Origin of the sequence: Bradyrhizobium arachidis, assembly GCF_015291705.1 — a bacterium.
Taxonomy (GTDB): domain Bacteria; phylum Pseudomonadota; class Alphaproteobacteria; order Rhizobiales; family Xanthobacteraceae; genus Bradyrhizobium; species Bradyrhizobium arachidis.
On sequence record NZ_CP030050.1, the window covers coordinates 4,571,734 to 4,598,237 of the forward strand.

Here is a 26,504-nt window from a genome sequence, read left to right on the forward strand (position 1 = left end):
CTTCGCTCTACCCATCCTACGGTCCTACCCATCCTACGGTCTCCTAAATATCAGTATTGACTTATATTAGTGTGAGCCGATATTCATCGTCCTGCGCAAACGGCAAGGAGGCTCGCAATGGAGATCGACGTCGCCCGGGTGTTGGGGCTTGTGACGCGTTCGGTGAGGAATTTCGAGAAAGATGGCAAGGCGGCGAGTGCGGTGACGCTGACGCGCCTGTACGACACCAGCGTCGACGATCTCTGGGACGCCGTGACCAGCCGGGAGCGTATTCCGCGCTGGTTCCTGCCGGTCGAGGGCGATCTCAAGATTGGCGGACGGTATCAGCTCAAGGGCAATGCCGGCGGCACCATCACCGCGTGCACGCCGCCGAGCCACTTTGCAGCGACATGGGAATTCGGCGGCGGGGTGAGCTGGATCGACGTCCAGCTCGCAGCCGAACGGGGCCAGGCGCGTTTGACGCTTGAGCACACCGCGATCATCGAGGATCATTGGAATCAGTTCGGTCCGGGCGCGGTGGGGATCGGCTGGGACCTCGCCCTTGCGGGGCTCGAGCGATATGTTGCGACCGGGGCGTCGGTCGACCACGAGACGGCCGAGGCATGGATGGGCTCTCCCGCGGGCAAGGACTTCATGACGATGAGCGGCGAGTACTGGCGCGCGGCGCATGTCGCAAGCGGTGTCGATCCGGCCGAAGCGAAGCAGCGCTCGGATCGCACCATCGCGTTCTATCGCGGCGAGATGCCGCCCGGCATCGCCCATCCGGGCACAGGAAGCTGATGCACGCCTTCGAGGTCCTCGCCGATCCCGTGCGCCGCCGCATCCTCGAGCTGCTGGTATCAGGCGAAATGGCGTCCGGCGAGGTCGTTGAGGTGATCGGGGCCGAGTTCGGCATCACGCAGGCGGCCGTGTCGCAGCACCTCAAGGTGCTGCGCGAGAGCGGCTTTGCCATCGTCCGCGCGGAGGCGCAGCGACGGCTCTATTCGGTCGACATTGCCGGGCTTCGCGCGGTGGATGCGTGGATCGGCCAGTTCAGGAATTTCTGGGAGCCGAAGCTGGATGCCCTGGCGACCGAGATCGCGCGCGGAAAACGCGAGCGTCGCAACGCGCCGATCACCAAGCGGGGCGGGAAGAGGGCGTGAGCTTCGCCAAGTAGTTCGCCATGTAGGATGGGTAGAGCGAAGCGAAACCTACCATCGCTCCTTCACAGGGAAAGCATGTTGCGATCATGGCCGGTGCGCGGGTCATGCCGGTCATCATCACGAGAATGGATCATTCCGGCATCCTCTCCCGCATCCCGGTGAAGAAGTCCACCAGGCTGTGCGGCGCGCGGTCGCCGAGGCAGAGCTCCAGGATCTGGTGCGCGCCTATCGCGGCTGACTGGCTGCGGGGGAATAGCGCGGCTTCGTAAGTTGCCAGCGCCGCTTCGATGTCGGCGGGGTGCGCGGCGATGGCCTTGCCGAGCTCCGCACCATCGAGCATCGCGAGGTTCGCGCCGTCGCCGGCCGGTGACATCAAATGCGCGGCATCGCCGAGCAGCGTCACCCCACGCGCGCGGTCCCAGCGATGGTCGTTCGGGAGTGTGTGGAGCATGCGTAGCACCGGCGGCGTGTCGGCATCGGTCATCAACGCCGTGAGCGCCGGCGCCCAGCCCTCGAATTCAGCCGCGATGTGCGCCGTCGCGCCAGGAGCATCGGTGAAATCGATCGCGGTGAACCATTCAGCCGGGCGGTTCAGCGCGATGTAGGCGTGCAGCACGCTGTCGGGCTCGCGATGCGCGAAGATGCCCTTGCCGGGTGCGTTCGCAAACATTCCGCCGCCGCCGACGGCCTCGGCTGACGCAGCGTGCTGCGCGTCGGCATCGCGCAGATAGGTCTCGATGAACGACGTGCCGACATAATCCGGCGTCGCGCTCGACAGCAGCGCCCGGACCTTCGACCAGGCGCCATCTGCGCCCACAAGCAGTTCGGTGCTCACGTGCGACCCGTCTGCGAATGTCAGCTCATGCCGTCCGTCGCCATGCGCGGCGACGCTCGCGAGCTTCTTGCCCCATCGGATCGTTTCCGCGGGCAGGGAGTCCAGAAGCATGCGCCGCAGGGCGCCGCGACGCACCTCGGGCCGTCCGCCCGTGCCATCGTCGGGCTCGTCGAGCAGCACTTTGCCGTGCTGGTCGAGCACGCGAGAGGCCTGTCCGCCTTCGTGAATGAGGCTGCGGAATTCCTCGAACAGTCCTGCCGCCTTCAGCGCGAGCTGTCCGCTGTCGTCGTGGATGTCGAGCATCCCGCCTTGCGTCCGCGCCATCGCGGAAGCCTCGGCTTCGTAGAGAGTGACGAGAATGCCATGCAGGTGCAGCACGCGGGCGAGGGTGAGGCCGCCGAGGCCTGCGCCGACGATCGTGACGGGGGGCGTCATCGGGGTCCTTTACGAATGTTTATGGAACACCGTTCCATAGTATTGGAACGCTGTTCCAGTCATGTCAAGGTGCCGTTGATGGCGAAGAAGACTCACCGAGTTGAACGGCGCACTGACGCTCTGTCGCGGGAGCGGATCATCGCGGCCGCAATCGAAATTCTCGACGCCGGCGGCGAGGGAGCCCTGACCGTCCGTGCGCTCGCTGCGCATCTCGCAACAGGAAGCGGCGCGATCTATTGGCACGTCGCCGACAAGAGCGAGCTGCTTGCGGCGGCGACCGACGAGGTCATCGCGCGTGTCATGTCCGAGGTGGGCGGTGGCGCCCGGCCGCGCGAGGCAATCCGGTCGGTCGCGCTCGGCGTGTTCGACGCGATCGATGTCCATCCCTGGGTCGGCGCGCAGCTCTTCCGCGAGCCGTGGCGGCCCGCGATGCTGGAGATCATCGAGAGCATCGGCGGACGGCTCCAGGCGCTCGGTGTGCCCCCGGCCGCCCAGTTCGATTCGGCGTCGGCGCTCGTGCACTACATTCTCGGCGTTGCCGGGCAGAATGCCGCCAACGCACGCGTTCATGCCCCTGATACAGATCGGTCCGCCTTTCTCGCCTCCGTCGCCGCGCAGTGGGAGGCACTCGATCCCGCGAAGTATCCATTCGTGCGACAGATGGCGGCGCAGCTGCGCGACCACGACGATCGCGCGCAGTTTCTCGCCGGTATCGATCTGATCCTGGCGGGGATCGGCACGGTTCGGTAGGCCCTATGAACCCCGCGACAGCTTCTCGAACTTCTTCACCAGCCGCTCGCGCTTCAGCCGCGATAGCCGCTGGATCCAGAACATGCCGTCGAGCTGGTCGATCTCGTGCTGGTGGCAGACGGCGCGCAAGGCTTCGGACTCCTCGGTCTGCATGTTGCCGTCGAGATCCCAATAGCTGATCCGCACGCGGGCGTGGCGCTGCACCTCGTCGTTGACGCCGGGCATCGAGACGCTGCCTTCCTTGTGCATGATCATCTCGGGCGAGGCCCATTCGATCGCCGGATTGACGTAAGTCTGAGGCCCCGCTGTGGCGTCGAGCTCGAGCACGACGACGCGCAGGGGCACGCCGATATGCGGGGCGGTGATGCCGATGCCCGGCGCGGCGCGCATCGTCTCGAGCAAATCGCCGGCAAGCTCGCGCAAGGCCTCGTCGAACGCGGTGACGGGGCGGGCAGGGACTGTGAGGCGGCGGTCGGGATAACGGACGATCGGACGAATGGTCATGCAGGGCTCCTAGAGCATGATCCGGAAAGTGCGCAGCGGTTTTCCCTCGCGACAAACGCGGAACGCGTTTGCGCGGAGATCATGCTCAAACGACAACCTAAAGCGCGATGACGATTCATCCCAATCTCATCGCGCTTTAGCACTCACGGATGGTTGAAGCACCCCATTCTTGACGCTCTACCAACTGGAAGGTAGTTTATCCGCCATGACCAACGTTTCCTCGACCGCCGACGACATCCTGGCCTGCGCGCGCAGCCTGATCATCGCGGGCGGCTATAACGGCTTCAGCTATGCCGACATCGCCGATGTCGTCGGCATCCGCAAGCCGAGCATCCACCACCATTTCGCCAGCAAGGTCGATCTGGTCCGCACCCTCGTGTCGCGTTACCGCGAAGAAGCGGAGGCCGGACTGGCTGCCCTGGAGCGCAACATCCCGGATCCGCGCGACCAGCTCAAGAGCTACGTCGGGTACTGGGAGGCGTGCATCACGGACGCGACGGCGCCATTCTGCGTCTGTGCGCTGCTGGCCAGCGAGCTTCCGATCCTGCCGGAGGAGGTGGCGCTCGAAGTCCGCGCGCACTTCCGTGCGCTCGCGTCCTGGCTGACATCGGTGATGGAGCGCGGCAAGCGGAAGGGGCGGCTTCATCTGTCCAACTCAGCCAAGGTCGAAGCTGAAGGATTCATGGCGACTATTCACGGCGCGATGCTGTCGGCACGCGCTTACGGCGATCCAAAGATGTTCGGTGTGATCACCGGCCCGCTGCTGGAGCGGCTCTCGACCAGGCACTGAAGACACCGGCGAGACGATCACAGCACCCCGAGGGCGAGCGGGGTGAGGGCGTCTTGCTGCGCACGGAAACTACCAACTAGTAGGTAAAGGAGCGACTGCAATGGTGCAACATCAACTGGATCTGGTTCGTGCCGACCGCGAGCAATGGCTGAAGCAATACTACTTCCTGCGAGCGGCGTTCTCCGTCGCCTGGGTCGTTGCCGCGTTTGCGGTCGGACCGTCGTCTGCCGCGATCGCCGGCGTCTTGCTCGTGCTCTATCCGGCATGGGACGCCGTGGCCAACTTTGTGGATGGCCTGCGCAGCGGCGGGCTCGATCAAAACCGCACGCAGATGCTGAACGTCGTGGTCAGCCTTGCGACCGCGATCGCGGTCCTCTTGGCGTTGCAGATGAGCATGAACTGGGTCCTGGGCGTGTTCGGCGCCTGGGCGATCTTGTCCGGATTGCTCCAGCTGGGGACAGCCGTGCGGCGCTGGAAAAGTTTTGGCGCGCAATGGGCCATGGTGCTCAGTGGCGGCCAGTCGGCGCTCGCTGGCGCGTTCTTCATCTTCCAGGCCACGACGCCGATGTCGCCATCGATCGCGACTGTCACGGGTTATGCCGCGGTCGGTGCGGTCTATTTTCTGGTCTCGGCCGTCTGGCTCACCGTCAGCGCATGGCGCGCCAGAAGGGCACAGCTGGGATGATGCGATGGCGTCGGCGGGATGATGACATCATCCCGCTGTTTTTTGCCGGGCGAGTCAAATCGCGGTCTGGCAATTGCCCTGCATCGTCGCGTGGCCTAACGTTGCCGCCAACAACAAGAGCGGGAAGCGGAGGACAACTTCATGCGCACGATCGCAATCGCACTGGCGGCAACCATCACCGCGGCAACGCCGGCTGCAGCCGATTATCTCGTCAAGGAGGTCGGCAGCTTCCACATCGGCGGGCACACCGAGACGCTGAACGGACTTCCATCCAAGGAGATCGTGTTCTCGCCCGGCGCGCCGCCGATCAAGGTCGATCCGAACGGCGAGTTCGAGGTCGAGCAGATGTATGTCCAGTTCGTCAGGCTCGCGCAGCCGAAATCGAAGCTGCCGCTGCTGCTCTGGCATGGCGGCGGTCTCTCCGGCGTCACCTGGGAAACCAAGCCCGACGGCAAGCCGGGCTGGCAGCAGTTCTTCCTCAATGCCGGCTATGACGTCTACGTGTCCGATGCGGTCGAGCGCGGCCGCGCCTCCTGGGCGCGCTACCCTGAGATCTTCAAGAGCGAGCCGTTCTTCCGGCCGAAGAAGGAGGCCTGGGAGCTGTTCCGGATCGGGCCGAGCTACGAGGTCGGCGGCAAGCGCGAGGCGTTCGAGGGCGAGCAATTCCCGATCGAGGCATTCGACCAGTTCGCCAAGCAGGGCATCCCGCGCTGGGCCACCAACGACGCCGCCACGCAAAAAGCCTATGACGCGCTGGTGCAGAAGGTCTGCCCGTGCATCGTCATCGTTCACAGCCAGGGCGGCAATTTCGGCTTCACCGCGGCGCTCAATGCGCCCGACAAGGTCAAGGCGCTGATCACGATCGAGCCGTCAGGCGCACCTGATCCCACCAAGGCGGATGCCGCGAAGCTCAAGGGCGTGCCACATCTGATCGTGTGGGGCGATTTCCTCGACAAGGTCCCGGTATGGTCGAAGCTGGTGGTCAACCCGACCAAATGGGGACAGGCGATCGCCGCTGCGGGCGGCAAGGTCGATACGTTCGAGTTGCCCAAGATGGGCATCAAGGGCAACACCCACATGCTGATGATGGACCGCAACTCGGACGATGTCGCGAAACTGGTCAACGACTGGATCGGGAGGCAGGGGCTGGAGAACTAGGGCGCGGGGGTTCGTAACGCGAAGCTTGAGTCGCGCCCGACCCTTGTTGAATCCAGAAGGAGAGAAGCATGCTGGGGAAAGCGAAGGTGGCTACCCGTCTTCCTGCCAAGGATCTGGATCGGGCACGTGCGTTCTATTCCGAAAAACTCGGCCTCGATCCGGTTGAACAGCGCGAAGGTGGACTGCGCTACGTCTGCGCAACCGGTGAGTTTGCGATATTCATCTCGGCCGGAGTGCAATCCGGCACGCACACGCAGATGGGCTGGGAGGTGGAGGATATCGATGCAACCGTGCGCGAGCTTCGCGCGCGGGGAGTTAAGTTCGAGGAATATGATTTGCCCGGTCTGAAGACCGTTGATGGCATCGCCGAGATCGCCGGGAATTATCCCAGCAAGGGTATCGGTGAGCGAGGCGCGTGGTTCCGCGACAGCGAAGGCAATCTTCTTGGAATCGGACAGCCGGTTCGTTCCTGACGGGCGGCTGGGCCGCCGCGGGCTGGAGTTGGTCCGAGGCTGTCTGTGTTCGGTGCTCATCCGAACGTCGGCTATCCGGCGTGGAGCGGAAGCAAGCACGCAGCGATCTAGGCCGCCGATTTTGACATGCAATTGAAGCGCTTGCGGCTTTTTGGTTTGATGGAAAACATCAATACTCGCTTTGGGAGATGGACAGAAGCCGGAAACCAGTTTCGCGAAGAGTTCAACAGGATAAGAGGACTAGCATCGGTCGAAAATCCCGGTGGCATCAAATTGGTTGGGCGACCAAAATCGGAAAGCTGATCGGTTATCCGCTTATGGCCCGTCAGCGAAGTTGCAACGCTCCCCATTGAGATCCGCTTTGTGAGCTTGAGCGGATTAGATTTACTCGCTCTGAGTTGTTCGCATTCTGACCCATGTGAGACATGTGATGATGGCCGCTTTTAATGCTGCGTTGAGGGCCATTGCAGACGCGCGCGTTCGGAATCGGACAACCGGATAGGTCACAAAAATTGTGGTACCGCCCAAGAATCCCCGAAAATGCTTTCACATTGTCGCTTAACAACCGCACGAGCAACACAATGAATCAAGCAGTTTATAGCGCAAGCTGGGGACTTTGCTCTCAGGGAGGGTACCCATGGCGCTCCGATTCCGTACTATCGACGGTTCAAATAACAATCTTTCCGACGCGGCCCTAAATCAGGCAAACACAGACTTTGCGCGCGTGGGGCCGGCAAATTTCGCCGACGGCTTTGACGCCATGCAGCCTGGTCCAAACCCACGCGAAATCAGTAACATCGCGGTGGCGAACGGTCCCGACACGCATCTTGAGGTCAACGGCGTGGCGCTATCCGGGATGATGTACGCATGGGGTCAGTTTGTCGATCATGACCTCGACCTGGAAAAGAGCGGAACCAATACAGCGGATATTTCAATACCCGTGCCGGCGGGTGACAGCCTACCTCAAGGCACCGTAATTCCTTTGACGCGGGTGGCGATCGATCCGGCGACCGGAGTGCTCGGACACCCCGCAACTGCCATTAACACGGTGACCGGCTGGCTTGATGGCTCCCAAGTGTATGGTTCCGACACCGCGACTGCAGCCAGCCTTCGCACCGCGGATGGTCACATGAAGGTATCGGCCGGCGACAATCTGCCCATCGTTATGACCGCGCAGGGACCCGCCTTTGCGGCGGGGGATGTGCGGGCGCAAGAGAATCCCGATCTGACTGCTCTGCAGACTTTGTTTGTCCGTGAACACAATTACCAAGTCGATAAACTGCACCAAGAGCACCCGCACTGGAGCGGCGACCGCTTGTACGAGACCGCCAAGGCGATCACCACCGCGGAAATGGTCAACATCACATATAATGAGTTCCTGCCGCATTTGTTGGGATCGGCTGCCATTCCGGCCTATCACGGTTACGATCCGAACGTTAACGCCAGCATCACTGAGGAGTTTGAAGGTGCGGCCTATCGCTTCGGACACTCTATCGTCTCGAGCGACATCAATGGCATTAACAATCTGGGCGCGACCACCTCGGAACAATCGCTGGCGGACACCTTCTTCGAATCACCGGCGGCGTTCGCTGCCAATGGCGGTGCCGATGGATTGTTGCGACATCTTTCCAGCGATATCGCGCAACCGCTCGACACACATATCATAGAGGATCTCAGAAGCCTCCTGAGTGATCCTCCGGATGCTGTCGATCTGGCCGCTACCAACATTCAGCGCGCTCACGATCTAGGCCTCGGAACATTGAACGAAACGCGGGCGGCTTTGGGGCTTGCTCCCTACACAAGCTTCAACCAGATCACCTCGGATTCGGACACGGCTTCAGCACTGAGGCAGGCCTACGGAACGGTCGATGCCATCGATCTTTGGACAGGCGGTCTGGCAGAGGCTCACACGTCGGGGGCCGCAATCGGTCCGACCTTCGGCAAGATTATCGCTGACCAGTTCACGGCATTACGCGACGGGGACCGGCTCTATTTCGAGAACCAGGGCTTTGATCCGCAAACACTGCAGGAGATCAAATCGACCACCCTCTCGGACATCATCAAACGCGATACGACAGGCACGACCGCCATGCAGGCCGATGCGTTCATATCAACAGAGCGGCACTCCGGCGCGCTTGGCGGGGTGGATCCGACCGGGGCCGATGCAGTGAGCGGTCAGGCTCAACTCATAGTCGGATCTCCAGGTGAGGATACACTGACGGGCGGAAACCTGGACGACACATTGGTGGCAGCACCTGGCCACATGACGATGACCGGCGGTGCCGGCGCTGATACTTTTGTGTTCAACCTTGAGGACCTCGTAAACCCGGAGGACTGCCTGTTGGCACCACGTGGTCACAGGACAATGTTCAACCATGACATCACGGCGGCCCACAACAGCGCGGTCATCACCGACTTCGATCCTAAGGTCGATCAGCTGCAACTCCTCAACCGTGCTTTCCTGTCGCTATCTTACGACCATCACGGTGGAACCCTCCTGCAGTACGGCAACGAAACCATCGACCTGCTTGGCGTAAGGCCGGATGCGTTGCGCGGTAAAGATTGGACATAAGTTCAAATGCTGCGGGGCTCGGCGGTTCTCGTGTGGCGGATGCCCCCCATGCGAGAGCCGTCTGTCTCCGGCTAATAGTGGTCTGGTCGGATTTGGCAGCGGGCTGCCTTCCATACTGCGCGCTGCCAAAGCTTGAGTTTGCCGAACTCATTCAACGAAAATCACTCATATGGTGGTGGTTTCGAATGCCATCGCGAAAGCACTCGCCTCGGTTCGAAGGCGGCATTATCGGCCATCGAGATCGCGCTTGAGCCCTGCTACGGCCTTAGCGGCTTGATCCGGGCGCGTGCAGTGTCCATTACTTTCGAGCCCGGTAAACCCAACCCTCAGGACGGATGACGTCCGCTTGTAGCTCTCAGCTGACCTGCCGCGGGTCGGGTTGAGGACTGCTTCCGACCCTTAGCGGACACACATGGTTGCCAATGCCCTAAGCGAACGCCGCAGTTGCTGGCTCACCGAGGAAAGATCGCGTTGATGCAATTCGAGTAGGTTCGTCTTCGTGCGCCTCAGACCCGGAAACCTCGTAGTCCACAAGAGCGGCGGCCCGATCATGATGATTGAGCGGGTGTGGCCAGAACATTTATGGCTGCCCAATCGCCAGAATTACCCGTGTGATTGCATATGGGTGGAGGACCGTATTCAGAAGGCCGCCACTTTCCCGGCCTTGGAGTTGCAAGCGGTCCGCGCTGACGGTTCTTCACGAAGCTACGACGAGGAAGCTCATGACTGACGGCGAAGTCTAATGCGGCGCGCCATGATGGGGGTAGGCTTGGCCCTCGCAATGCTTGTAGGTCTCTATTTCTACGGATCGCCGCAATACAGAGCACTGAAGAAAGACTGCATCGAAACCGGCATGGACCATTCGGACGCTCCATCGGACGATGATTTGCATCGCTTGTGGATGGCTTGCCGCAAGATAGGCTTTGGCGCTCCGTTGTGAAACGAGGCAGGTGGTTTGGGTCGGCTTATGCCCGGAGCGTTGCCTGCGTGAGATCACGCTATTAGTCCGCTCATGAGTCACGTTTACAGGTGCGCGCCCTAGTCCGGATAGGGCGTGCCGTCCTTGTGCACGAAGCGGCCGTCGGCATTGGCGCTCATCATGTCGATGTCGGAGCAGGTCGTGAGGTCGTCGGGCGCGCGCGAGCCGACTTCGAGATAGACCGCCACCGCATCCGAGCGGTTGATCATGTGATGGCCGTTGCCGCTGCCTTTCGGGAAGGCGGCGCAGTCGCCTGCGCGCAGCACGGTTTCGCCTTCGTCCTCGACCAGCACCACCTCGCCTTCGAGCACGTAGACGAACTCGTCCTCATGCGAATGCCAGTGCCGCTGGCTGGACCAGTTGCCCGGCGGCAGGCGCATCAGGTTGACGCCGAAATCCGACAGGCCCCCGGCATTGCCGAGCCTCTTGCGGATGCGCTCGGCGCATGGCGCGTCGAAGGGTGCCGGATAGCCCGAGCCGTTGCGGGCCGGCACGGTGGCGATGTCGATCTTTGGCATGTGAAAGGTCCGTTCAAAATCAGTGCATCGAACGCGCATGGATCGGCAACTGCGCGCCATGATCGGCGGGCGTCCAAACGTGCTGCGACTATGCTGGCGGGATGATGACATCATGCCGGTGTTTTGCCCGACGTGTCAAATTGCTTGCTGGCATCGCGATGCATAGCGATTCTTGGCCATCGCAAGCGATGGGTCTCGTAAGTCATTGATCCCGCTGCGGCCGGCTACTGTGCATGGGGTTGTTTTCGACATTTTTGATGTGCGGGGGCGAAATTCGCGCCGCCAGAGAGCCTGCCGCAAAAAATCGCGCTACTCTGTCGGCCCGCGCGGTTCCCATTCGTCTTCCACCCAGACAGATCTGACGGGAGACCAAAATGAACGCTTCCTCCTATCGCTGGGTGATCGTCGCCGCCGGCGGCTTGCTCGGCTGCGTCGCGATCGGCGGCATGTTCTCGCTGCCGGTGTTCCTGCAGCCGATCACCAAGGACACCGGCTGGTCGGTGACCGGCATCTCCAGCGCGATGACGATCGGCTTTCTGGCGATGGCCTGCACCAGCATGGCCTGGGGCACGGCGACGGACAGGTTCGGGCCGCGTCCGGTGGTGCTGACGGGATCGACGGTGCTGGCGCTGAGCCTGTTTGCCGCGAGCCACGCGACCTCGCTCGTCGTGTTCCAGTTCGTGTTCGGCCTCCTGGTCGGGGCCTCCTGCGCCGCGATCTTCGCGCCGATGATGGCGACCGTCACCGGCTGGTTCGACACGCACCGCAGCCTCGCGGTGTCGCTGGTATCGGCCGGCATGGGCATGGCGCCGATGACGATGTCGCCCTTCGCGGCCTGGCTCGTCTCCGGCCATGACTGGCGCACCTCGATGCAGATCGTGGCGCTGGTGGTCGGCGCCATCATGATCCCGGTCTCGCTGCTGGTGCGCCGTCCGCCTGCGCTCGCGCAGGCCGCGGCGGCGCCGATGGGTGAGGGGACCGCGCAGGCGGAGATGTCGATGGCCGAGGCGCTGCGCTCGCCGCAGTTCCTGATCCTGCTCGCGACCAATTTCTTCTGCTGCGCCACCCATTCCGGCCCGATCATCCACACCGTGTCCTATGCCGTGAGCTGCGGCATCCCGCTGATCGCGGCGGTGACGATCTACAGCGTCGAGGGGCTTGCCGGCATGGGCGGCCGCATCGCCTTCGGCCTGATGGGTGACCGCTTCGGCGCCAAGCGCGTGCTGGTCTCGGGGCTGCTGCTCCAGGCGTTCGGCGCGCTCGCCTATGTCTTCGCGCATCAGCTCGCGACGTTCTACGCGGTCGGCGCCGTGTTCGGATTCATCTATGCCGGCACGATGCCGCTCTATGCCGTGCTCGCCCGCGAAAACTTTCCGCTGCGGATGATGGGCACCGTGATCGGCGGCACCGCGATGGCCGGCAGCCTCGGCATGGCGACCGGCCCGCTGGCCGGCGGCCTGATCTACGACGCGTTCTCCAGTTACGCCTGGCTCTACATCGCCTCCTGGGCGATGGGCCTAGGTGCGTTCCTGATGGCGATGACGTTCCGCCCCTTTGCCAAGCCGCAAGGCGAGGCGGCGCCGGCGGCGGCGTGATGGCGACCGTCGAGGCGCAGCGTCAGAGCTGCGCCTCGATCGCCGTCTTGTCGATCACCGACCAGACCTGCCGAATCTTTCCGTCGCGAAATTCGTAGAACACGTTCTCGCAAAAGGACACGCGCCTGCCATTGACGGCGAACCCGAGGAACGTCCCGACCGGCGTGCAATCGAACTTCAGCCGGGCAGCGATGCGAGGCGGATCGGAGATCAGCATCTCGATGTTGAATCGCAGATCTGGGATCTCCCGAAAATCCTGCTCAAGCATCGCGCGATAACCGGAGAGCCCGAGCGGTCGCGCGTTGTGGGCGACGTCGTCATGCACGAACTGCCCGAGCGCCGGCCAGTCCTGCCGGTTCAGGCAGCCGATGTAGGCGCGGTAGATGCCTGCGAGGTCGGCTCCGGTCATGGCACATTCCTTCGGCTCACGCGCGCCGCTGCACGTGCTCGATCAGCGCGCGCAGCTTTGGCGCAAGGTTGCGGCGGCTCGGATAATAGAGATAGAAGCCGGCGAAGAACGGGCAATAGTCCTCCAGGATCGGCACCAGCTCGCCGCGTGCGATCGCAGGGCGAAAGCTCGCCTCCATGCCGAAGGTGATGCCGGCACCGGCCACCGCCAGCTTGATCATCAGCGCCATGTCGTTGGTGGTGATCTCGGGCGCGACCGCGACGCTGAACTCCTTGCCGCCTTCCGCAAACTCCCAGCGATAGGGCACGACGTTCGGCGCCGGACGCCAGCCGATGCAGCGAAAGGATGGAAGCTCGGACGGGTGCGAGGGAACGCCGAAGCGGTCGCGGAAGGACGGCGCGCAGACCGCGAGCTGGCGTTCGTCGCCGGCGATCGGCACCGCGATCATGTCCTGCTCGATCACCTCGCCGAGGCGGACGCCGGCGTCATAGCCGGCGGCGACGATGTCGAACTCCGCATCGGTCACGGTGACGTCGAGCTGCACGTCGGGGTGGGCAGCGGTGAAGCCGGCAAGAAAAGGCCCCGATAGGAAATGCTCGGCAATCGAGGAGACCGCGAGCCGCAAGAGTCCGCGCGGCTGTCCCTGCAATGCTTCGGTGTTGCCGAGCGCGGCGCGCATGTCGGCGAGGGCAGGGGCGATTTCCGCATGCAGCCGCTCGCCGGCCTCGGTCAGGCTGACGCTGCGCGTCGTGCGCTGCACGAGCGCGATGCCGAGGGTTTGCTCCAGCCGCTGGATGGTCTGGCTCACGGCCGAACGCGTCACGCCGAGACGGTCGGCGGCAGCCCGAAAGCTCCGCTCTTCGGCAACCAGCGCGAAGACGGCGAGGGCGTTGAGGTCAGGTTCCATTGGTTAGATGAGCTTGCCGGACTGGTTAGGGATCGTCGTCTTATCACGACGGTGGCTCCGGTCCATCTTCGGCGCCATTAATCACGAGGAAGGACCACATGCCCGTCGATAAAGTCGTTCTCATCACCGGCGCCTCCAGCGGCATCGGTGCAGGCATCGCCCGCGAACTCGCCGCGGCCGGCGCAAAGGTCTTGCTGGGTGCGCGTCGCGTTGATCGTCTGAAGGATCTCGCAGCCGAGCTGAACGCTGCGGGTGGAACGGCGCTCGCGCATCCGCTCGATGTGACCGACCGCGCCAGCGTCGCCGCCTTTGCCAATGCCGCGCGCGGCGTCTGGGGGCGGGTGGACGTCATCATCAACAATGCCGGCGTCATGCCGCTGTCGCTGATGGCTTCGCTGAAGGTCGAGGAGTGGGACCGGATGGTCGACGTCAACATCAAGGGCGTGCTGTACGGCATCGCGGCCGTGCTGCCTGAGATGGTGGCGCGCGGTTCGGGTCATGTGATCAACATCGCCTCGATCGGCGCGCTGAGCGTATCGCCAACCGCGGCGGTCTATTGCGCCACCAAATACGCGGTGCGGGCGATCTCGGATGGCTTGCGGCAGGAGCACGGCAACATCCGCGTCACCTGCATCCATCCCGGCGTGGTCGAAAGCGAGCTCGCCAGCACCATCACCGATCTCGCAGCCGCCGAGGCGATGAAGACCTATCGGGCCATTGCGCTCCAGCCGGGCGCGATCGCCCGCGCGGTACGCTTTGCGATCGAGCAGCCCGAAGACGTCGACGTCAACGAGATCGTGGTGCGCCCGACGCGGACGACCTAAAGCCGCTTCTCGAAGAACAGGTCCGGATAGGGATCGTCGTTGAAACGCGGGATCTCGCGCCAGCCGGTGGTGCGGTAGAGCTGGCCGGCCTCGGGCAGCGCGCTGTTGGTATCTAACCGCAGCAGCGCGATGCCGAGCTCGCACGCTGTGGCCTCGGCTGCGTCCATCAAGCGCCGGCCGAGCCCCAAACCGCGCGCAGCGGGGGCAACCCAGAGACGCTTGATCTCGGCGTAGCCATGATCGGTTCCCTTCAGGCCGACGCAGCCGATCGGCAGCGTGTCCGACATCGCGACGATGAAGCTGCCGTGCGGGCGGCGCATGTCTTTTGCGTCGGGATCGCGCGACAGCGAGACATCAAAGCCCTGCTTGAAGCGGCGGCCGAGCTCGGCATAGTACTCGCCGAGGCAGTAGCGCGCCTCCTGGCTCTGCGGATCCATCTCGTCCAGCGTGACGCGCTCCTGCGTCAGGGCTGAGGCGATCAGGTCCATCGCCGCGAGCAGCGCCTCGCGCTGCGAATGCCGGGCGAGGAAGCCCTCGGCCTGCGTGTTCGACAGCGCTTCATATGCTGCGAACTCGCGCCGGCCCGCGCGCGTCAGTGTGGCGACGCGCCGGCGTGCATCGTCCGCGTGGGCATTGGTCTCGACCAGTCCCTCGTCCTCGAGGCTGCGCAGCAGCCGGCTCATGAGCCCGGAATCGAGGCCGAGATAGTCGCGGATCTCAGCGACATCCGAACGCCCGTGCCCGATTGCGTTGAGCACGCGTGCGGCCCCGAGCGCGCGCCCGCGACCCAGGAACGAGGTGTCGAGGGCGCCGACGGCGGAGGTGACGGCACGGTTGAAGCGGCGGACGCGTGAGACGGGGTCGAGCATGATATCTGACTTTAGTCAGATATCGTTTTCCAGTCAATCGGAGTTACTTTGTCAGCGTCAGCAGCGGCTTGTCCTTCGCGACGATATAGGTCGCAAGCTCGCTCGCAGGCACCGCGCCGACGTTCTTCGCGGCATGCACCGTGCCGGCCGGGATGAACAGCACGTCGCCGGCCTTCAAGGTCACCGGCGGCTTGCCCTCGACATCGTATTCGATGGCGCCCGCCAGCACGTAGATGATCTCTTCGCCCGGATGGGTGTGCCGTCCGAACGCCACGCCGGGGGCGAGGTCGACGCGGACCTGCACAGCCTCGCGACCGGACGCGCTGAGATCGTGGCGCTGCAAATCCGTGCGCGTGACGCCGGACGGCTGCGCCGCCGCGGGCAGGGTGAGAAGATTGGCGGTGAGCACAGCCGCGCTGGCAAGGACACGCACGGCTGAGGAAAGGCGATGGCCCATGGTCGGCTCCTGATGTTGACGGGATGAATTGAACCGCGCGGGCCCGGCCGGCGCAGGCCGGGCCGCGTCGTGGTGTGTCAGACGAGTGTCGTCGTCACTTCGATGTTGCCGTGAACTGCCTTGGAGTAGGGGCAGATGCCGTGCGCGGCCTCGATCAGCTCCTGCGCAACCGTGTGGTCGACGCCGGGTACGCTGACATCGAGCCGGGCGCGCAGGAAGAAGGCGCCGTTCGCATTGTTGAGGTCGATCGTGGTGTCGACCGAGGGCTCGCTCGGCAGCTTGACCTTGCGCTGCGCGGCGGCGAGCCCGAGCGCACCGAGGTAGCAGGCCGACCAGGCGGCGGCGAACAGGTTTTCGGCGGCGGGATGCGGCTGCGCCAGCTTGATGTCGAGCGACCCGTCGCTGGAGTGCGCGGTACCGTCGGAGCCGGAGGTGACGTGGGTCTTGCCGGTGAAGAGGAGCTTGGCAGCGGTCGACATGGCGGAATTCCTTTCGGGTCAATATAGATCGGATCCGATCTAATCGGATACGCGTTGAAATAAACCCGATGCCCGGACCGGTCAAGCTCTTCCGATTTAATCGGATGCGATTTATATGGGTTGCGAGATCACGAATTGCGGAGGTTCCCCGTGGCCCGTACCCCCAAAGCCGCAGAAAAGCGGCGAAAACTGTCGAATTTCCTGTGCTTTGCGGTCTATTCGGCCAATCTCGCCTTCGGCCGCGCCTACAAGCCGCTGCTGGACAAGGTCGGGCTGACCTACACCCAGTACATCGCGATGGTGGCGCTGTCGGACCAGGACGAGCTGACCGTCAGCGCGCTCGGCGAGAAGCTGTTTCTGGAATCCAACACGCTGACGCCGATCCTGAAGAAGCTCGAGCAGATGGGGCTGATCAAGCGGCACCGCGATCCCGCCGACGAACGGCAGGTGCGCCTGAGCCTAACGCCGGCGGGGCGCAAGCTGATTGAGCAGGATCTCGGCGGGTCCCTGATCGAGGCGACCGGCCTCGGCGACGAGTTTCCAGTGGTGCAGCAGACGGTGAGCCGCTTGCGCGACAATCTACTGCGCGCGACGCAAGCGGACGACGCAAAGAAGCGCTAATTAACGCGCCAGGTGAGGGCGGCCCGAGGCGAATGCCGCCTCCGACGCGAGGATGAAAGACGAGCGCGTCCCCGATCTAGCAGGGCGCGCGCGGAATCATCCACGTCGCGAAGGTCTGCCACTTGCCGTCTTCGCGCCGGCGTTGATAGGCGACGAAGTCGGCGTCTTCGCCATGCATGAGCTCATAGCGATGGGTTTTGGCGGATGCCGTGCTGGATTTGGTCATGGAAGGTCTCCATCTGGAATGGACTTTCCATTGAGCTAGTTGCGGTGCAGCATGGCGCCAGTGGGAGGATGAGGATCATCCCATCACGTTCTGGAGAGGCTTTGCGTCGTCTTCACATCAGCTTACGGGCCGGATCAGCTTGATATCCCGGTCGGCGGCCCAGTCGGCGATGTCCTCGCGCTTCAGCGCTGTCGCCATCAGATCTGGAAACTGATCCGGCGTGCAGGCAAAGACGGGAATGCCGAGGCTGGCGACCCTCGCAGACAGTACGGGGTCGTACGAGGGGCGGCCGGTGTCGGTCAGGGCCAGAAGCACGATCACGTTGATCCCGCGCGTTGCAAGCCGGGCCAGCCGGTCAACCAGCGCATCCGCATTGCCGCCTTCGTAGAGGTCAGTGATCAGGATCAGATGCGCCTTGGACGGCCGCTCGATGCGCTCCTCGCAGTAGGCGACCGCGCTGTTGATGTCGGTGCCGCCGCCGAGCTGGACGCCGAACAGCACTTCGACGGGATCGGCGAGCTCTTCCGTCAGGTCCACGATCGCGGTGTCGAAGCAGACGAGCTTGGTCGCGACCACCGGCAGCGAGGCCATGACCGCCGCGAAGATCGAAGCATAGACGACGGAGGTTGCCATCGATCCCGATTGGTCGACGCACAGCATCACCTCGTCGAGATCGACGATGCGGCGTTGCTGGCGCAGGAATCCGATCAGCCGTTCCGGTACCACGGTGCGATGCTCCGGCTGGTAATGGCGCAGATTGGCCTTGATGGTGCGCGGCCAGTCGATGTCGGCGAAGCGCGGGCGATTGGTGCGCAGCGAACGGTTCAGCGCGCCGCGGATCGCGTCAGCTGTGCGCCGCTCGAGCCGCTCCATCAGCTCGGCCACCACCTTTGCGATCACAATTCGTGCGGTGTCCTTGGTCTTCTCCGGCATCACGACGCGCAGCGCGACGAGGTCTGCGATCAGGTTCACGTCCGCTTCGACGGTTGCGAGAAATTCGGGCTCGAGCAGCATCTGGCGCAGTCCTTTGCGCTCGAAGGCGTCTTTCTGGATCACCTGCACCACGGGGGCAGGGAAGAACTCCCTGATATCGCCGAGCCACTTGGCGACGCGCGGTGCCGAGCCACCGAGACCGCCGCGGCCTTTCTTCGGCGCGTCGTCGCCGTTGCCGTAGAGCGCGGTCAGGGCCTCCGACATGCGGCGATCGCTGTCTGACAGCGTGATCGTGTTTCCCGCGTCGTCGACATCGACGCCGAGAGCCAGCGTCCAGCGGCGGTTGCGCTCGTCTGTCTGGCTCATCGTGGAGCTCCGGAGTTGAGCAGTGCAATCACGCGGGCCGCGTGCTGCGGCCAGATGGCTGCCGCATCCGGGATGAGCCGATATCCCTTCGCGCCACCAGCGCTCCGCGCAAACAAGGCATCCATCAAGCGCCTGCGCTCGTTGCGGTCCAGTGCCGAGAAGACTCGGCGGAACAGCGGCAGGCTGCCGGTAAAGGCTTCATCGTCGAGTGACAGCAGCCAGCCGTCCACCGCGCCGCGCAACGCCGCGTCGTGGATCAGCCGCTGACCTGCGCCCTCGAAGAAGCCTTCGAAGAAACCCGCGGCCTCGGGAACCGGCGTGCCGGGCGACAGCATTCGCGCGAGCAGGTCGGTGGTGTGATCGGCGGCCAGCAACTCGGCTTCATAGAGCAACCGCGCGGCGGTGCCGGCAATCAGCCGGGTGGTCTGGTCATCGTGCAGAACGGCCGTCAACGCCTCGCGCCATTTGGCGACGATGTCAGCTTCGAGCTGGGCCAGTTGAATCGCGGCATCGGCTGCGAGGATGGCACCGCGCAGCTTGCTTGCTGCCGGAACGTCCAGGTTGCGCGCGGCGTAGGGCAAAGCGAGCGCTGCCTGCACCACGATCCGCGGCATCAGGGCCTTCAGATGCTCGACGGTGCCGGCGCGCGCCTCGCCGTAGCGCAGGATGTCGGCCATCGGCGGCAGTGCGCCGAGCAGCGACTGGCCGTCGCTGGTGAGGGCTGCCTTGGTCTCTAGGGCAGCGATGCCGGACTCGGTGGCGCGCGGCAGATCGGCGATCATGGCGTTGCGCACAAGGCTCGCGAGGGCGCCGAGGTCCGCCTCCTTGCCCATCGCCTCGATCAGGCGGCCGGCGGCTGCTTCCGCGATGGTGGAGCCATAGAGCAGGTTCTCGACCAGCCGCACCGCGAATTCGGGCTCCCAGCGCAATTGCCAGTTCTCGCGGAACGTGCCGCGGCTGCGGCCAGCGTCCGTCAATCGTCCCCATGGCACATCGAGCGCGCCCAGACGATGCAGCAGCGTTGAACGCATCAGCCCGCTTTCGCTGCGCAGATCGAGCGTCAGCGGCCGCTCGAGCGCTTCCGGCTTCAGCCGCGTTGCCTTTTGCTGGCGCTGGAGATCTTCCAGGAGCGGCGCCAGCGGTGTCGCCGACGGGATCGATCCGACACCCGCGCCGACCAGGAGCTCGGCCGCGACGTCGTTCCACATGGCGCGCTCGCCGTTGCACAGGCAGGCGATCGCTGCCTCGCGCAGCTCCTCGAATCCGGGCGAGGGCCGCTCGCGTAGTGCCGCGAGCGCGACGCCAAGACGCTGCGCCTCGATCACCGAAGCAGTCGAGACGAAATGACCGCGCTCGCGTAGCACGCGCGTTACCTTGGCGAGCCAAAGGGAGGCCCGGTCGCCGTCGCGGGTATCCCAGAGATGCGCGCACCAGCCGGGCGCGACCACGCCCGCGCCATAGCCGCTCGCGCGCGACAGGCGCGGGGCCGTCCACGGCGCCCAGGTCGCCTTGATCTTCGTCTTCGGCCGGGCCTTGAGCACTTCGCGGTCGGCCGCAAGGCTGCGACGCTCGGCCAGCGCCGGCACGTGCCAGGCGCCGCAGACGACCGCGATAGCACCACCGTACTCCTTCGTTGCCTTGGCGATCTCGATCCGCATATGGGCTTCGCGCGCGGCCTCTCGGGCGGTGAGCAGTTTTGCCTCGGCGCGCAATGCCGTCATCGCATCCGCAACGGCGGTGAACACGGGCCCCGATGCGGGATTTTCCTCGATGACATCGGACCACCAGGACTCGCCGTCGTCATAGCCGGCGGCGGTCGCGAGTGCCCCGATCGGGTCATAGCTGATGGGATCGTCATCGGCCTTCGTCGCGGTCTCCTCCGCGATCTCGCTTGCCGCGACGCCCAGCCGGTCGGATGCCGGCAGGTCGATGAACCGCAGTGCTGCGCGGTGACGCACCGCCCAGCGCGTGGCCTGATATTCCGGCGAATACTCCGCAAAGGGAAAGAAGCTCGCATTTGCCGGATTGTCTTCGGCATAGGTCAGTAGCGCCACCGGCGTCACCATATCAGGGTCGGCAAGCATGGGCAGCAGCTCGGAAGCATCCGACGGCCCTTCGATCAGCACCGCGATCGGCTTCAGCGCATCGAGCGCTTCCACCAGCCGCCGGGCCGATCCGGGCCCATGGTGCCGGATGCCGAACAGGTGAACATCGCCGGCCATGGTGTCAGATCAGATCGGTCAGCGAGGCGTAATAGCCTTCAAAGCCGCGCTTCTTCTTCAGCACGGTCTCGAGATATTCGCCGAGCACGGCCGTATCCTGTACAGGATCCTTGACCACCGCGCCGATCATGTTGCTGGCCAGCGTTTCCGGCGTCAGCTTGCCGTCGTTGAAGAAGGTCGCCTGGCTGATGCCACCGACCATGACCGCGATCGCCTCGGCTGTCGACAGGCCGCCGGACGGAGATTTCAGCGCGACCTTGCCGTCCTCGGTCGAGCCCGAACGCAGCTCGCGGAAGATCGCGACCACTCGCGCGACTTCTTCGGCGACGTTCTTCGGTGCCGGCAGATCGAGGTTCTGCGCCATCTCACTGACGCGCTTGACGACGATCGACACTTCTTCCGCAGCGCTGTCGGGCAGCGGCAGCACGACGACGTTGAAGCGGCGCTTGAGCGCGGAGGACAGCTCGTTGACGCCCTTGTCGCGATTGTTGGCGGTCGCGATGATGTTGAAGCCACGCTGCGCATAGACGGCGGTGTTGAGCTCCGGGATCGGCATCATCTTCTCGGACAGCACGGTGATCAGCGTATCCTGCACGTCGCTGCCCATCCGCGTCAGCTCCTCGAACCGGCAGAGCTTGCCGCCCTCCATCGCGCGCATCAGCGGAGTCGGCACCAGCGCGTCGCGGCTCGGCCCGTGAGCGAGCAACTGGGCGTAATTCCAGCCATAGCGGATCTGGTTCTCGTCGGTCCCGGCGGTGCACTGGATCACGAGCGTGGAGTCGCCGGTGATGCCGGCGGCAAGATGCTCGGAGACCCACGACTTGGCCGTGCCGGGTACGCCGAGCAGCAGCAGCGCGCGGTCGGTTGCCAGCGTCGCGACGGCGGTCTCGATCAGCCGCTTGTCGCCGACATATTTGGGCGTGATCGCCGTGCCGTCGGCTGCCTTGCCGCCCATCAGATAGGTCACGACCTGGCGCGGCGACAGGGCCCAGCCCGGCGGACGATGGCCGTCGCCGGCCGCAAGCGCCTTCAGCTCGGCCGCAAAGCTTTCCTCGGCGGGCAACCGCAGTTTCTCGCTCATGGGTTTTCTCCATCATCGTCCAAAGCGGCGTTGAGCCGCAGCGTGTCGAGGCGCGGGTCGCCCTGCAGCAGGCCTGCGCCGGTCAGGCGCTGCAGGGTCTGCTGCGCCGCCGTGCGCGAGGCCAGCAACCCCAGCGCATGAAGTTCCGCAACATGATCGGACGGCTTTGCATCATCGCGCTGAAGCTCGGCCAGCAGCTTGGCGCCGGCAGGCGCCGACAGCGGATCGTCGAGGCGCGCGGCAGCGCCGGCGATCACCTGCGCCATCTCGAAGCCGATGCCGTGTGTGCGCAAACCCGCTGCCGCAAACCTCGCCCGCTCGGCGGGCGCAAGTCGGGGTGCGAGCGCCACGATGAGACCGGTTGCATCGTGTTGGCTGACGATTCCGGCTGCCTGCTCGAGCTGCGCATCGGTACCGGTCTCCAAAATCAACTTGATCAGCCCCGCGTCGGCTGCCGGGTCCACGTTCCAGTCCCACGCGGCGATCAGATCCTGCGGGCTGAGACCGAGCGTGCCCGAGAATGACATCAGATCGGTGCCGTCGAGCAGGGCTTTCCGCCGCTGCCACTGCGCCGGTGTCTTCGGAGTTTCGATGTGGATCACGTGGGAGCGGCGCAGCAGCCCCTTCATCTTCACCGAGAAGAAGCCGGCGAGCTCCGCAACATCCTCGCCCGCCGCAGGACCATGTCCGAGACGTGCAAGCATGGATGTTGCAAGCGCCTTGATCTTCGGCGCGCGATCGCTGGCCGCGAGCTCCTCGAGAAAGGCAGCGTCGTCGCCGGACAATCGCTCCGACAGCAGCGACAACAGGCGCAGCCGCGCATCGGCATTCTCGCCGCCGAGTTTTGCTTCGAGCAGCACCCGTGCCGCAGATGGATCGCGCCGCCTGAGCCCGATCAATGCGGCCTTGCGCGCGGCCGGCCAGAAGTCTTCCCAATTCTCCGCGGTGAGCTGGTCGCCGGTCTGTCGCCGCGTCGTCGCACCCGCTGCGGTGAATGCGGCCCAATCGCGCCAGGCGGCATAGACGTCGGGCGCATCATCGTCGTTCGCGTCCGGCATCCAGTCGGCAGGATGCGTCGTCCAGCCGCGCGCGGCGAGGAAATGGACGGTTTCGGTTCTGGAAGCCGCATCCTTGCTCGCCGCAAGGATCCGGCGCACCAGCGGCCGCAATGTCTCTGGCACAGTCGGCAGCGCGAGCGCGGGAATGTCGGGCAATACGCGCAGCGCCGACGACGGCTCGGTCGTCACGGTCGCACCGAGGAACTGCCCCGACAAAGCGAGCAGTCGCAGCTCGGCCTCGACGGGATCGTCGCCAAGCTCGGCGTTCCAGAACGACGCGGCGGATGCGGCGGCCGAGCCCATGGTCCAGCGCGTCACGACCGCGCCCATGGCCTCGAAGATCGCTTCGGCTGTGATCGCTTCAGCTCTGATCGCTTCAGTCATGGCCGGCGATCCTGCCCCAGGGGGTCTGCGCGGCGAGGATCGTGAGGCGATTGCCCGACCAGATCGCAGCTGTGCGCGTCAGCTCTGTGCCGGCCAGCAAACCCGCCGCGCTGCCGGTGATAGGCAAGGTGTCGGTGCCGTCCGCAGAGCGCCACCATGCGTGCCCAGCATCATCGCGCGCGATCCGTCCCTGCGGCAGCAGCAGCGGAACATCGATTGTCCAGGGCTCTGCCAGCAGAGGGCGCGTCAATGCGTGGGAGAGCGTCTCATCCGGCGCGGGCCATTCGTGCGTGAGGGTCTCCTCCGCAGCGTCGCGCCGCACCAGCAGGGCGCGCAGCGGCTGCTGCGACGGATAGAAGACGAGTTCCGCCTGGAAGCGTTCGCCGGGCGTAAACACCGAGCCGCGCCGTCCGGCACTCGCCGGGAAGAAGTCGAGCAGCATCGCAAATCGTGGCCCGGCCGCGCCGAGATTGAGCAGCCATGTGGTTTGCGAAACCAGACCGTCGCGCCGCGTCTGCACTTGCTCAGCCAGCACTTCCCAGTGTCCGTTCACGTGCGGCGCTTGCGGATCGGCCAGCACCGTCTCGCGTGTCTCCGACGATGCGACAGCGCGCCGGATCTCGGCATCGCGTGGCGCCGCGCGGAAGGCGCGGGCCAAGAGAACCAGCTTGCCAAGCTCAACGACCGCGCCGCGCGGACGGTCGCCTGCGGCAAGCGCAAGCAGGCGCGCCGGCAATTCGTCGATCCGTCCGGCCAGCACCGCGGCCTTGCCGTCGACCAGCCGCGCGGCGATGCGCCGGCATCGCGCGGTCGCATCGTCGATGAAGCCGGACAAGCCCAGGCGGAGTTGATCGCCGATCCATTGCTCGAGTGCGTCAAGCGCATCGAGGATGGCGCGCTCGGTCTCCTCGTTGCGTTTGGCTGCCTGTGCCTCGCGCCGTGCTGCATCCTTCGGGTCTTCGGCGGCTTCAGGTTCGGCAGTGCGCGCGGCGCGCAAATCCTTCTCGCCGGCCGGAGCGGCGGCGCCTGCCGGTTTGGCGGCGGATGTGCCGCGCCGGCGGCCCAGCCAGTCGCTGACCCAGGCCGGCGTCTCGGCGGGCGCAAACGGCACGATCGATTCCGCGTTCAGCCACAACAGGCCGAGCACATGCTTGCAGGGGAATTTGCGCGACGGGCAGGTGCACTTGTTGCCGAGGTCGCGGAGATCGGCCATCACCCGGTACGGGTTGGCGCCGGAGCCTGCGCATTCACCCCAGATCAGCGCGCCATCCTGGCTTCCGCCGACGCCGGACCATTTGGCAGGCTTGGCGAGTCCGGCGGCCGCCTTGAGCGAAGATTGATCGGTAGCGAGTTGCTCGACCGCCTTCAGATCAATCGCCACGCCGGCTTCCTAATTCGAATCCACGATGGTCAGTATATCGGGGAAGGATGAAAGCTCAATGTCGCCGGGCGTGGCCGGTCGGCTGCACGCGGAGATCGTCATGCGGGCCCGGTCTGCGGCGACGCAAGCCCAAGCTCCTTGCGCAGCTTCTTCGAGAGCCTTGCGACGATCAAGGCATGGGCCTGCGCCAGATACGCCGCGAGCTCGGCATCCGGCAGCGCGTTGTTGCTGACGAGCTGCACCCATTTCGCCCGCGCCAGATAAGGCGCCGGGCGTGCCAGGCCATGCTCGATCAGCATCGCGTAGGCCATGTTCGAGACCTTGAACATGTAGCCGCCGGAGCGCGCGGCAAAGCCGCCGCCGAGCGCGAACATCTTGCCGCCAACCTTGAACACGGACGTGCCTTCCCACTGCACCACCCTGGTGACGGCGGGCAGGCGGAGGCAGCGTGCTTCAAATGTCCTGGGTGTCATGCGATCGCGTCCGATACGCGAGGCGAGCCGTTATGGCAGGATGCGCGTTCCAACGAAGGATGAATTGCCATGTCGCGCGTTTCAATCAAGGCCAGGGACGATCTGCCGGAGATGCTGAGGCCGCTGTGGGACAAGATGACGACCTACGGTGCGTTCGAGAACCAGGCCGGCGTCATGGCCCACCGCGCGCCGATCTTCAAGCACATGTGGTCGCTGCTGGTCGATCTCGCCGAGGAAGGCAACATATCGAAGCGCCATCTCGAGCTGGCACTGGTCACGGTCTCGCTGCTCAACAAATGCGATTACTGCGTCTCGCACCACGCGCCAAAGCTGGCGGTACAGGGCGTTTCGGAGCAGGGCGCCGCTCACCTTCTCGACTACAAGGATCATCCCGAGCTCGATGAACTCGACAAGCTCGTCGTCGAATATTCCATCGCCGTCACCAACAACTGGAACAGGACGCGCGACGAGATCTTCGGCCGTCTTCGTGCGCATTTTTCAGAAGCCCAGATCGTCGAGTTGACCTGGCGCATCGCGCTCTGCGGTGCCTTCAACCGCTTCAACGACATTCTCCAGCTCGAGGTCGAGCAGGGCGTTCCTCACAGCCAAGCCGCGGAGTAATCGCGAGCGGCCACGCCGGCCTCGGCGGGACCGGCGCGTTGCGGCGGCCGATCACGGATTTGTGGGTTGCGGCTGGACTATCGCAAACTATATCGTAAGATATGTTTTACAAAAGGACGTACGATATGCGCCACGGACGAGACCACAGAGATTTCCACTTCGGGCACTTCGCCCACTTCGCCATGGGCCGGCATGGCGGCGGTCGGCGCTTCGGCCGCGGCGGGCACGGTTTTTTCGGGCGCGGCGGGGATGATTTCCCCGGCGCGCGGCGGCTGTCCTCGCAGGACCTCCAGCTCGTCATCCTGGCGCTGCTCGCCGAAAATCCCGGGCACGGATACGAGCTGATCAAGATCATCGAGGAGCGCTCCGACGGCTTCTACACGCCGAGCCCGGGCGTGATCTATCCGGCGCTGACCTATCTTGAGGAGGTCGGCCACGCGCGCGTCGAGCAGGATGGCGGCCGAAAGCTCTACAGCATCACGCCGCAGGGCGAGGCGCATCTGGCCGAGAACCGCGCGACCGCTGACGCCATCCTTCAGGCGCTGTCGCGGATCGGACGCCGCATGGACGAGGTGCGCGAGGCCTTTGCCGGCATCAGCGATCTCGACGCGGATGCCTCGGACGAATTGCACCGTGCCCGCCACAATCTCAAGCGCGCGCTGCGCACCAAGCACGGCAGCGACTCCGCCGAAGCACGCCGGATCGCTGCGATCCTGGATCGTGCCGCGGCGGAAATCCTCGGCAAGTGAGGCCGCAG

28 protein-coding genes are annotated in these 26,504 nt (G+C 64.6%); 13 read left to right on the forward strand and 15 right to left on the reverse strand.

Annotation, left to right across the window (positions count from 1 at the left end; genetic code table 11):
• Positions 1–117: 117 nt before the first annotated feature.
• Both WN72_RS21025 and WN72_RS21030 read left to right on the forward strand, forming a co-directional pair.
• Complete coding sequence (locus tag WN72_RS21025) at positions 118–780, forward strand: SRPBCC family protein (protein ID WP_092216713.1); 663 nt, start codon at positions 118–120, stop codon at positions 778–780.
• On the forward strand, positions 780–1,142 hold the full coding sequence (locus WN72_RS21030; protein WP_027557487.1) for an ArsR/SmtB family transcription factor: 363 nt from the start codon (positions 780–782) through the stop codon (positions 1,140–1,142). Before WN72_RS21025 ends, WN72_RS21030 begins: the two co-directional genes overlap by 1 nt.
• Positions 1,143–1,272: 130 nt before the next feature.
• On the opposite strand, the gene WN72_RS21035 is transcribed toward WN72_RS21030, so the two are convergent.
• Positions 1,273–2,412 (reverse strand): FAD-dependent oxidoreductase, encoded by a 1,140-nt coding sequence (locus WN72_RS21035; protein WP_092216712.1) that lies wholly within the window; start codon positions 2,410–2,412, stop codon positions 1,273–1,275.
• On the opposite strand from WN72_RS21035, the gene WN72_RS21040 reads away from it, so the two are divergent.
• Complete coding sequence (locus tag WN72_RS21040) at positions 2,341–3,162, forward strand: TetR/AcrR family transcriptional regulator (protein ID WP_347337479.1); 822 nt, start codon at positions 2,341–2,343, stop codon at positions 3,160–3,162. The two genes, WN72_RS21035 and WN72_RS21040, sit on opposite strands and share 72 nt — an antisense overlap.
• 3 nt (positions 3,163–3,165) lie before the next feature.
• Here the strand turns inward: WN72_RS21040 and WN72_RS21045 are convergent, their stop codons facing one another.
• Entirely contained in the window at positions 3,166–3,666 is a 501-nt protein-coding gene (locus tag WN72_RS21045) for a peptide deformylase (protein ID WP_092216710.1), read from the reverse strand.
• Positions 3,667–3,871: 205 nt separating this feature from the next.
• Here WN72_RS21045 and WN72_RS21050 point away from each other — a divergent pair, with 205 nt between their 5' ends.
• From WN72_RS21050 to WN72_RS21070, 5 genes are all read left to right on the forward strand, one after another.
• A complete protein-coding gene (locus WN72_RS21050; RefSeq protein WP_027557491.1) occupies positions 3,872–4,456 on the forward strand; it encodes a TetR/AcrR family transcriptional regulator in 585 nt (194 codons plus the stop codon).
• A gap of 100 nt (positions 4,457–4,556) precedes the next feature.
• Positions 4,557–5,141, forward strand: a complete 585-nt coding sequence (locus tag WN72_RS21055) for a DUF308 domain-containing protein (protein ID WP_092216709.1) — start codon at positions 4,557–4,559, stop codon at positions 5,139–5,141.
• Between the two features lie 141 nt (positions 5,142–5,282).
• Entirely contained in the window at positions 5,283–6,299 is a 1,017-nt protein-coding gene (locus tag WN72_RS21060; protein WP_092216708.1) for an alpha/beta hydrolase, read from the forward strand.
• Between the two features lie 68 nt (positions 6,300–6,367).
• A complete protein-coding gene (locus tag WN72_RS21065; protein WP_027557494.1) occupies positions 6,368–6,772 on the forward strand; it encodes a VOC family protein in 405 nt (134 codons plus the stop codon).
• Positions 6,773–7,409: 637 nt separating this feature from the next.
• Positions 7,410–9,344: a peroxidase family protein gene (locus tag WN72_RS21070; RefSeq protein WP_092216707.1), complete on the forward strand. Its 1,935-nt coding sequence runs from the start codon at positions 7,410–7,412 to the stop codon at positions 9,342–9,344.
• A gap of 1,038 nt (positions 9,345–10,382) precedes the next feature.
• Here WN72_RS21070 and WN72_RS21075 read toward each other — a convergent pair.
• Entirely contained in the window at positions 10,383–10,841 is a 459-nt protein-coding gene (locus WN72_RS21075; protein ID WP_092216706.1) for a cupin domain-containing protein, read from the reverse strand.
• A gap of 374 nt (positions 10,842–11,215) precedes the next feature.
• Between WN72_RS21075 and WN72_RS21080 the strand changes: the two genes are divergently transcribed.
• Positions 11,216–12,436, forward strand: coding sequence for an MFS transporter (locus WN72_RS21080; RefSeq protein ID WP_092216705.1), 1,221 nt, complete (start codon positions 11,216–11,218; stop codon positions 12,434–12,436).
• 22 nt (positions 12,437–12,458) lie between these two features.
• On the opposite strand, the gene WN72_RS21085 is transcribed toward WN72_RS21080, so the two are convergent.
• Positions 12,459–12,845 (reverse strand): ester cyclase, encoded by a 387-nt coding sequence (locus tag WN72_RS21085; RefSeq protein ID WP_092216704.1) that lies wholly within the window; start codon positions 12,843–12,845, stop codon positions 12,459–12,461.
• A gap of 16 nt (positions 12,846–12,861) precedes the next feature.
• The gene (locus WN72_RS21090) at positions 12,862–13,752 is read right to left on the reverse strand and encodes a LysR family transcriptional regulator (protein WP_092216703.1); all 891 of its coding nucleotides are present in this window, start codon (positions 13,750–13,752) and stop codon (positions 12,862–12,864) included.
• A gap of 98 nt (positions 13,753–13,850) precedes the next feature.
• On the opposite strand from WN72_RS21090, the gene WN72_RS21095 reads away from it, so the two are divergent.
• Positions 13,851–14,576 (forward strand): SDR family oxidoreductase, encoded by a 726-nt coding sequence (locus WN72_RS21095; protein WP_092216702.1) that lies wholly within the window; start codon positions 13,851–13,853, stop codon positions 14,574–14,576.
• Here WN72_RS21095 and WN72_RS21100 read toward each other — a convergent pair.
• The 3 genes from WN72_RS21100 to WN72_RS21110 form a co-directional block, all read right to left on the reverse strand.
• Positions 14,573–15,445, reverse strand: a complete 873-nt coding sequence (locus WN72_RS21100) for a bifunctional helix-turn-helix transcriptional regulator/GNAT family N-acetyltransferase (RefSeq protein WP_092216701.1) — start codon at positions 15,443–15,445, stop codon at positions 14,573–14,575. The genes WN72_RS21095 and WN72_RS21100 overlap by 4 nt on opposite strands.
• Before the next feature lie 43 nt (positions 15,446–15,488).
• Positions 15,489–15,902 carry a cupin domain-containing protein gene (locus tag WN72_RS21105; RefSeq protein ID WP_027557502.1) on the reverse strand — a complete coding sequence of 138 codons (414 nt, stop codon included), beginning with the start codon at positions 15,900–15,902 and terminating at the stop codon, positions 15,489–15,491.
• Positions 15,903–15,979: 77 nt separating this feature from the next.
• A complete protein-coding gene (locus WN72_RS21110; protein WP_092216700.1) occupies positions 15,980–16,381 on the reverse strand; it encodes an Ohr family peroxiredoxin in 402 nt (133 codons plus the stop codon).
• Positions 16,382–16,531: 150 nt separating this feature from the next.
• On the opposite strand from WN72_RS21110, the gene WN72_RS21115 reads away from it, so the two are divergent.
• Positions 16,532–17,002 carry a MarR family winged helix-turn-helix transcriptional regulator gene (locus WN72_RS21115; protein WP_027557504.1) on the forward strand — a complete coding sequence of 157 codons (471 nt, stop codon included), beginning with the start codon at positions 16,532–16,534 and terminating at the stop codon, positions 17,000–17,002.
• A gap of 76 nt (positions 17,003–17,078) precedes the next feature.
• Here the strand turns inward: WN72_RS21115 and WN72_RS21120 are convergent, their stop codons facing one another.
• The 7 genes from WN72_RS21120 to WN72_RS21150 form a co-directional block, all read right to left on the reverse strand.
• Positions 17,079–17,228 carry a hypothetical protein gene (locus WN72_RS21120; RefSeq protein ID WP_092216699.1) on the reverse strand — a complete coding sequence of 50 codons (150 nt, stop codon included), beginning with the start codon at positions 17,226–17,228 and terminating at the stop codon, positions 17,079–17,081.
• A gap of 117 nt (positions 17,229–17,345) precedes the next feature.
• Positions 17,346–18,527 carry a VWA domain-containing protein gene (locus tag WN72_RS21125; RefSeq protein WP_092216698.1) on the reverse strand — a complete coding sequence of 394 codons (1,182 nt, stop codon included), beginning with the start codon at positions 18,525–18,527 and terminating at the stop codon, positions 17,346–17,348.
• Positions 18,524–20,749: a DUF5682 family protein gene (locus WN72_RS21130; protein ID WP_092216697.1), complete on the reverse strand. Its 2,226-nt coding sequence runs from the start codon at positions 20,747–20,749 to the stop codon at positions 18,524–18,526. Before WN72_RS21130 ends, WN72_RS21125 begins: the two co-directional genes overlap by 4 nt.
• A gap of 4 nt (positions 20,750–20,753) precedes the next feature.
• A complete protein-coding gene (locus tag WN72_RS21135) occupies positions 20,754–21,830 on the reverse strand; it encodes an ATP-binding protein (RefSeq protein ID WP_092216696.1) in 1,077 nt (358 codons plus the stop codon).
• On the reverse strand, positions 21,827–23,272 hold the full coding sequence (locus WN72_RS21140; protein ID WP_092216695.1) for a DUF5691 domain-containing protein: 1,446 nt from the start codon (positions 23,270–23,272) through the stop codon (positions 21,827–21,829). The genes WN72_RS21135 and WN72_RS21140 overlap by 4 nt, the downstream gene beginning before the upstream one ends.
• Positions 23,265–24,485: an SWIM zinc finger family protein gene (locus tag WN72_RS21145; RefSeq protein WP_244553777.1), complete on the reverse strand. Its 1,221-nt coding sequence runs from the start codon at positions 24,483–24,485 to the stop codon at positions 23,265–23,267. The genes WN72_RS21140 and WN72_RS21145 overlap by 8 nt, the downstream gene beginning before the upstream one ends.
• A 266-nt stretch (positions 24,486–24,751) precedes the next feature.
• Positions 24,752–25,126 (reverse strand): MmcQ/YjbR family DNA-binding protein, encoded by a 375-nt coding sequence (locus tag WN72_RS21150; protein ID WP_027557509.1) that lies wholly within the window; start codon positions 25,124–25,126, stop codon positions 24,752–24,754.
• A 69-nt stretch (positions 25,127–25,195) separates the two neighbouring features.
• Between WN72_RS21150 and WN72_RS21155 the strand changes: the two genes are divergently transcribed.
• Both WN72_RS21155 and WN72_RS21160 read left to right on the forward strand, forming a co-directional pair.
• Positions 25,196–25,747, forward strand: coding sequence for a carboxymuconolactone decarboxylase family protein (locus WN72_RS21155; RefSeq protein ID WP_027557510.1), 552 nt, complete (start codon positions 25,196–25,198; stop codon positions 25,745–25,747).
• Positions 25,748–25,872: 125 nt separating this feature from the next.
• On the forward strand, positions 25,873–26,496 hold the full coding sequence (locus WN72_RS21160) for a PadR family transcriptional regulator (protein ID WP_027557511.1): 624 nt from the start codon (positions 25,873–25,875) through the stop codon (positions 26,494–26,496).
• Positions 26,497–26,504 lie beyond the last annotated feature (8 nt).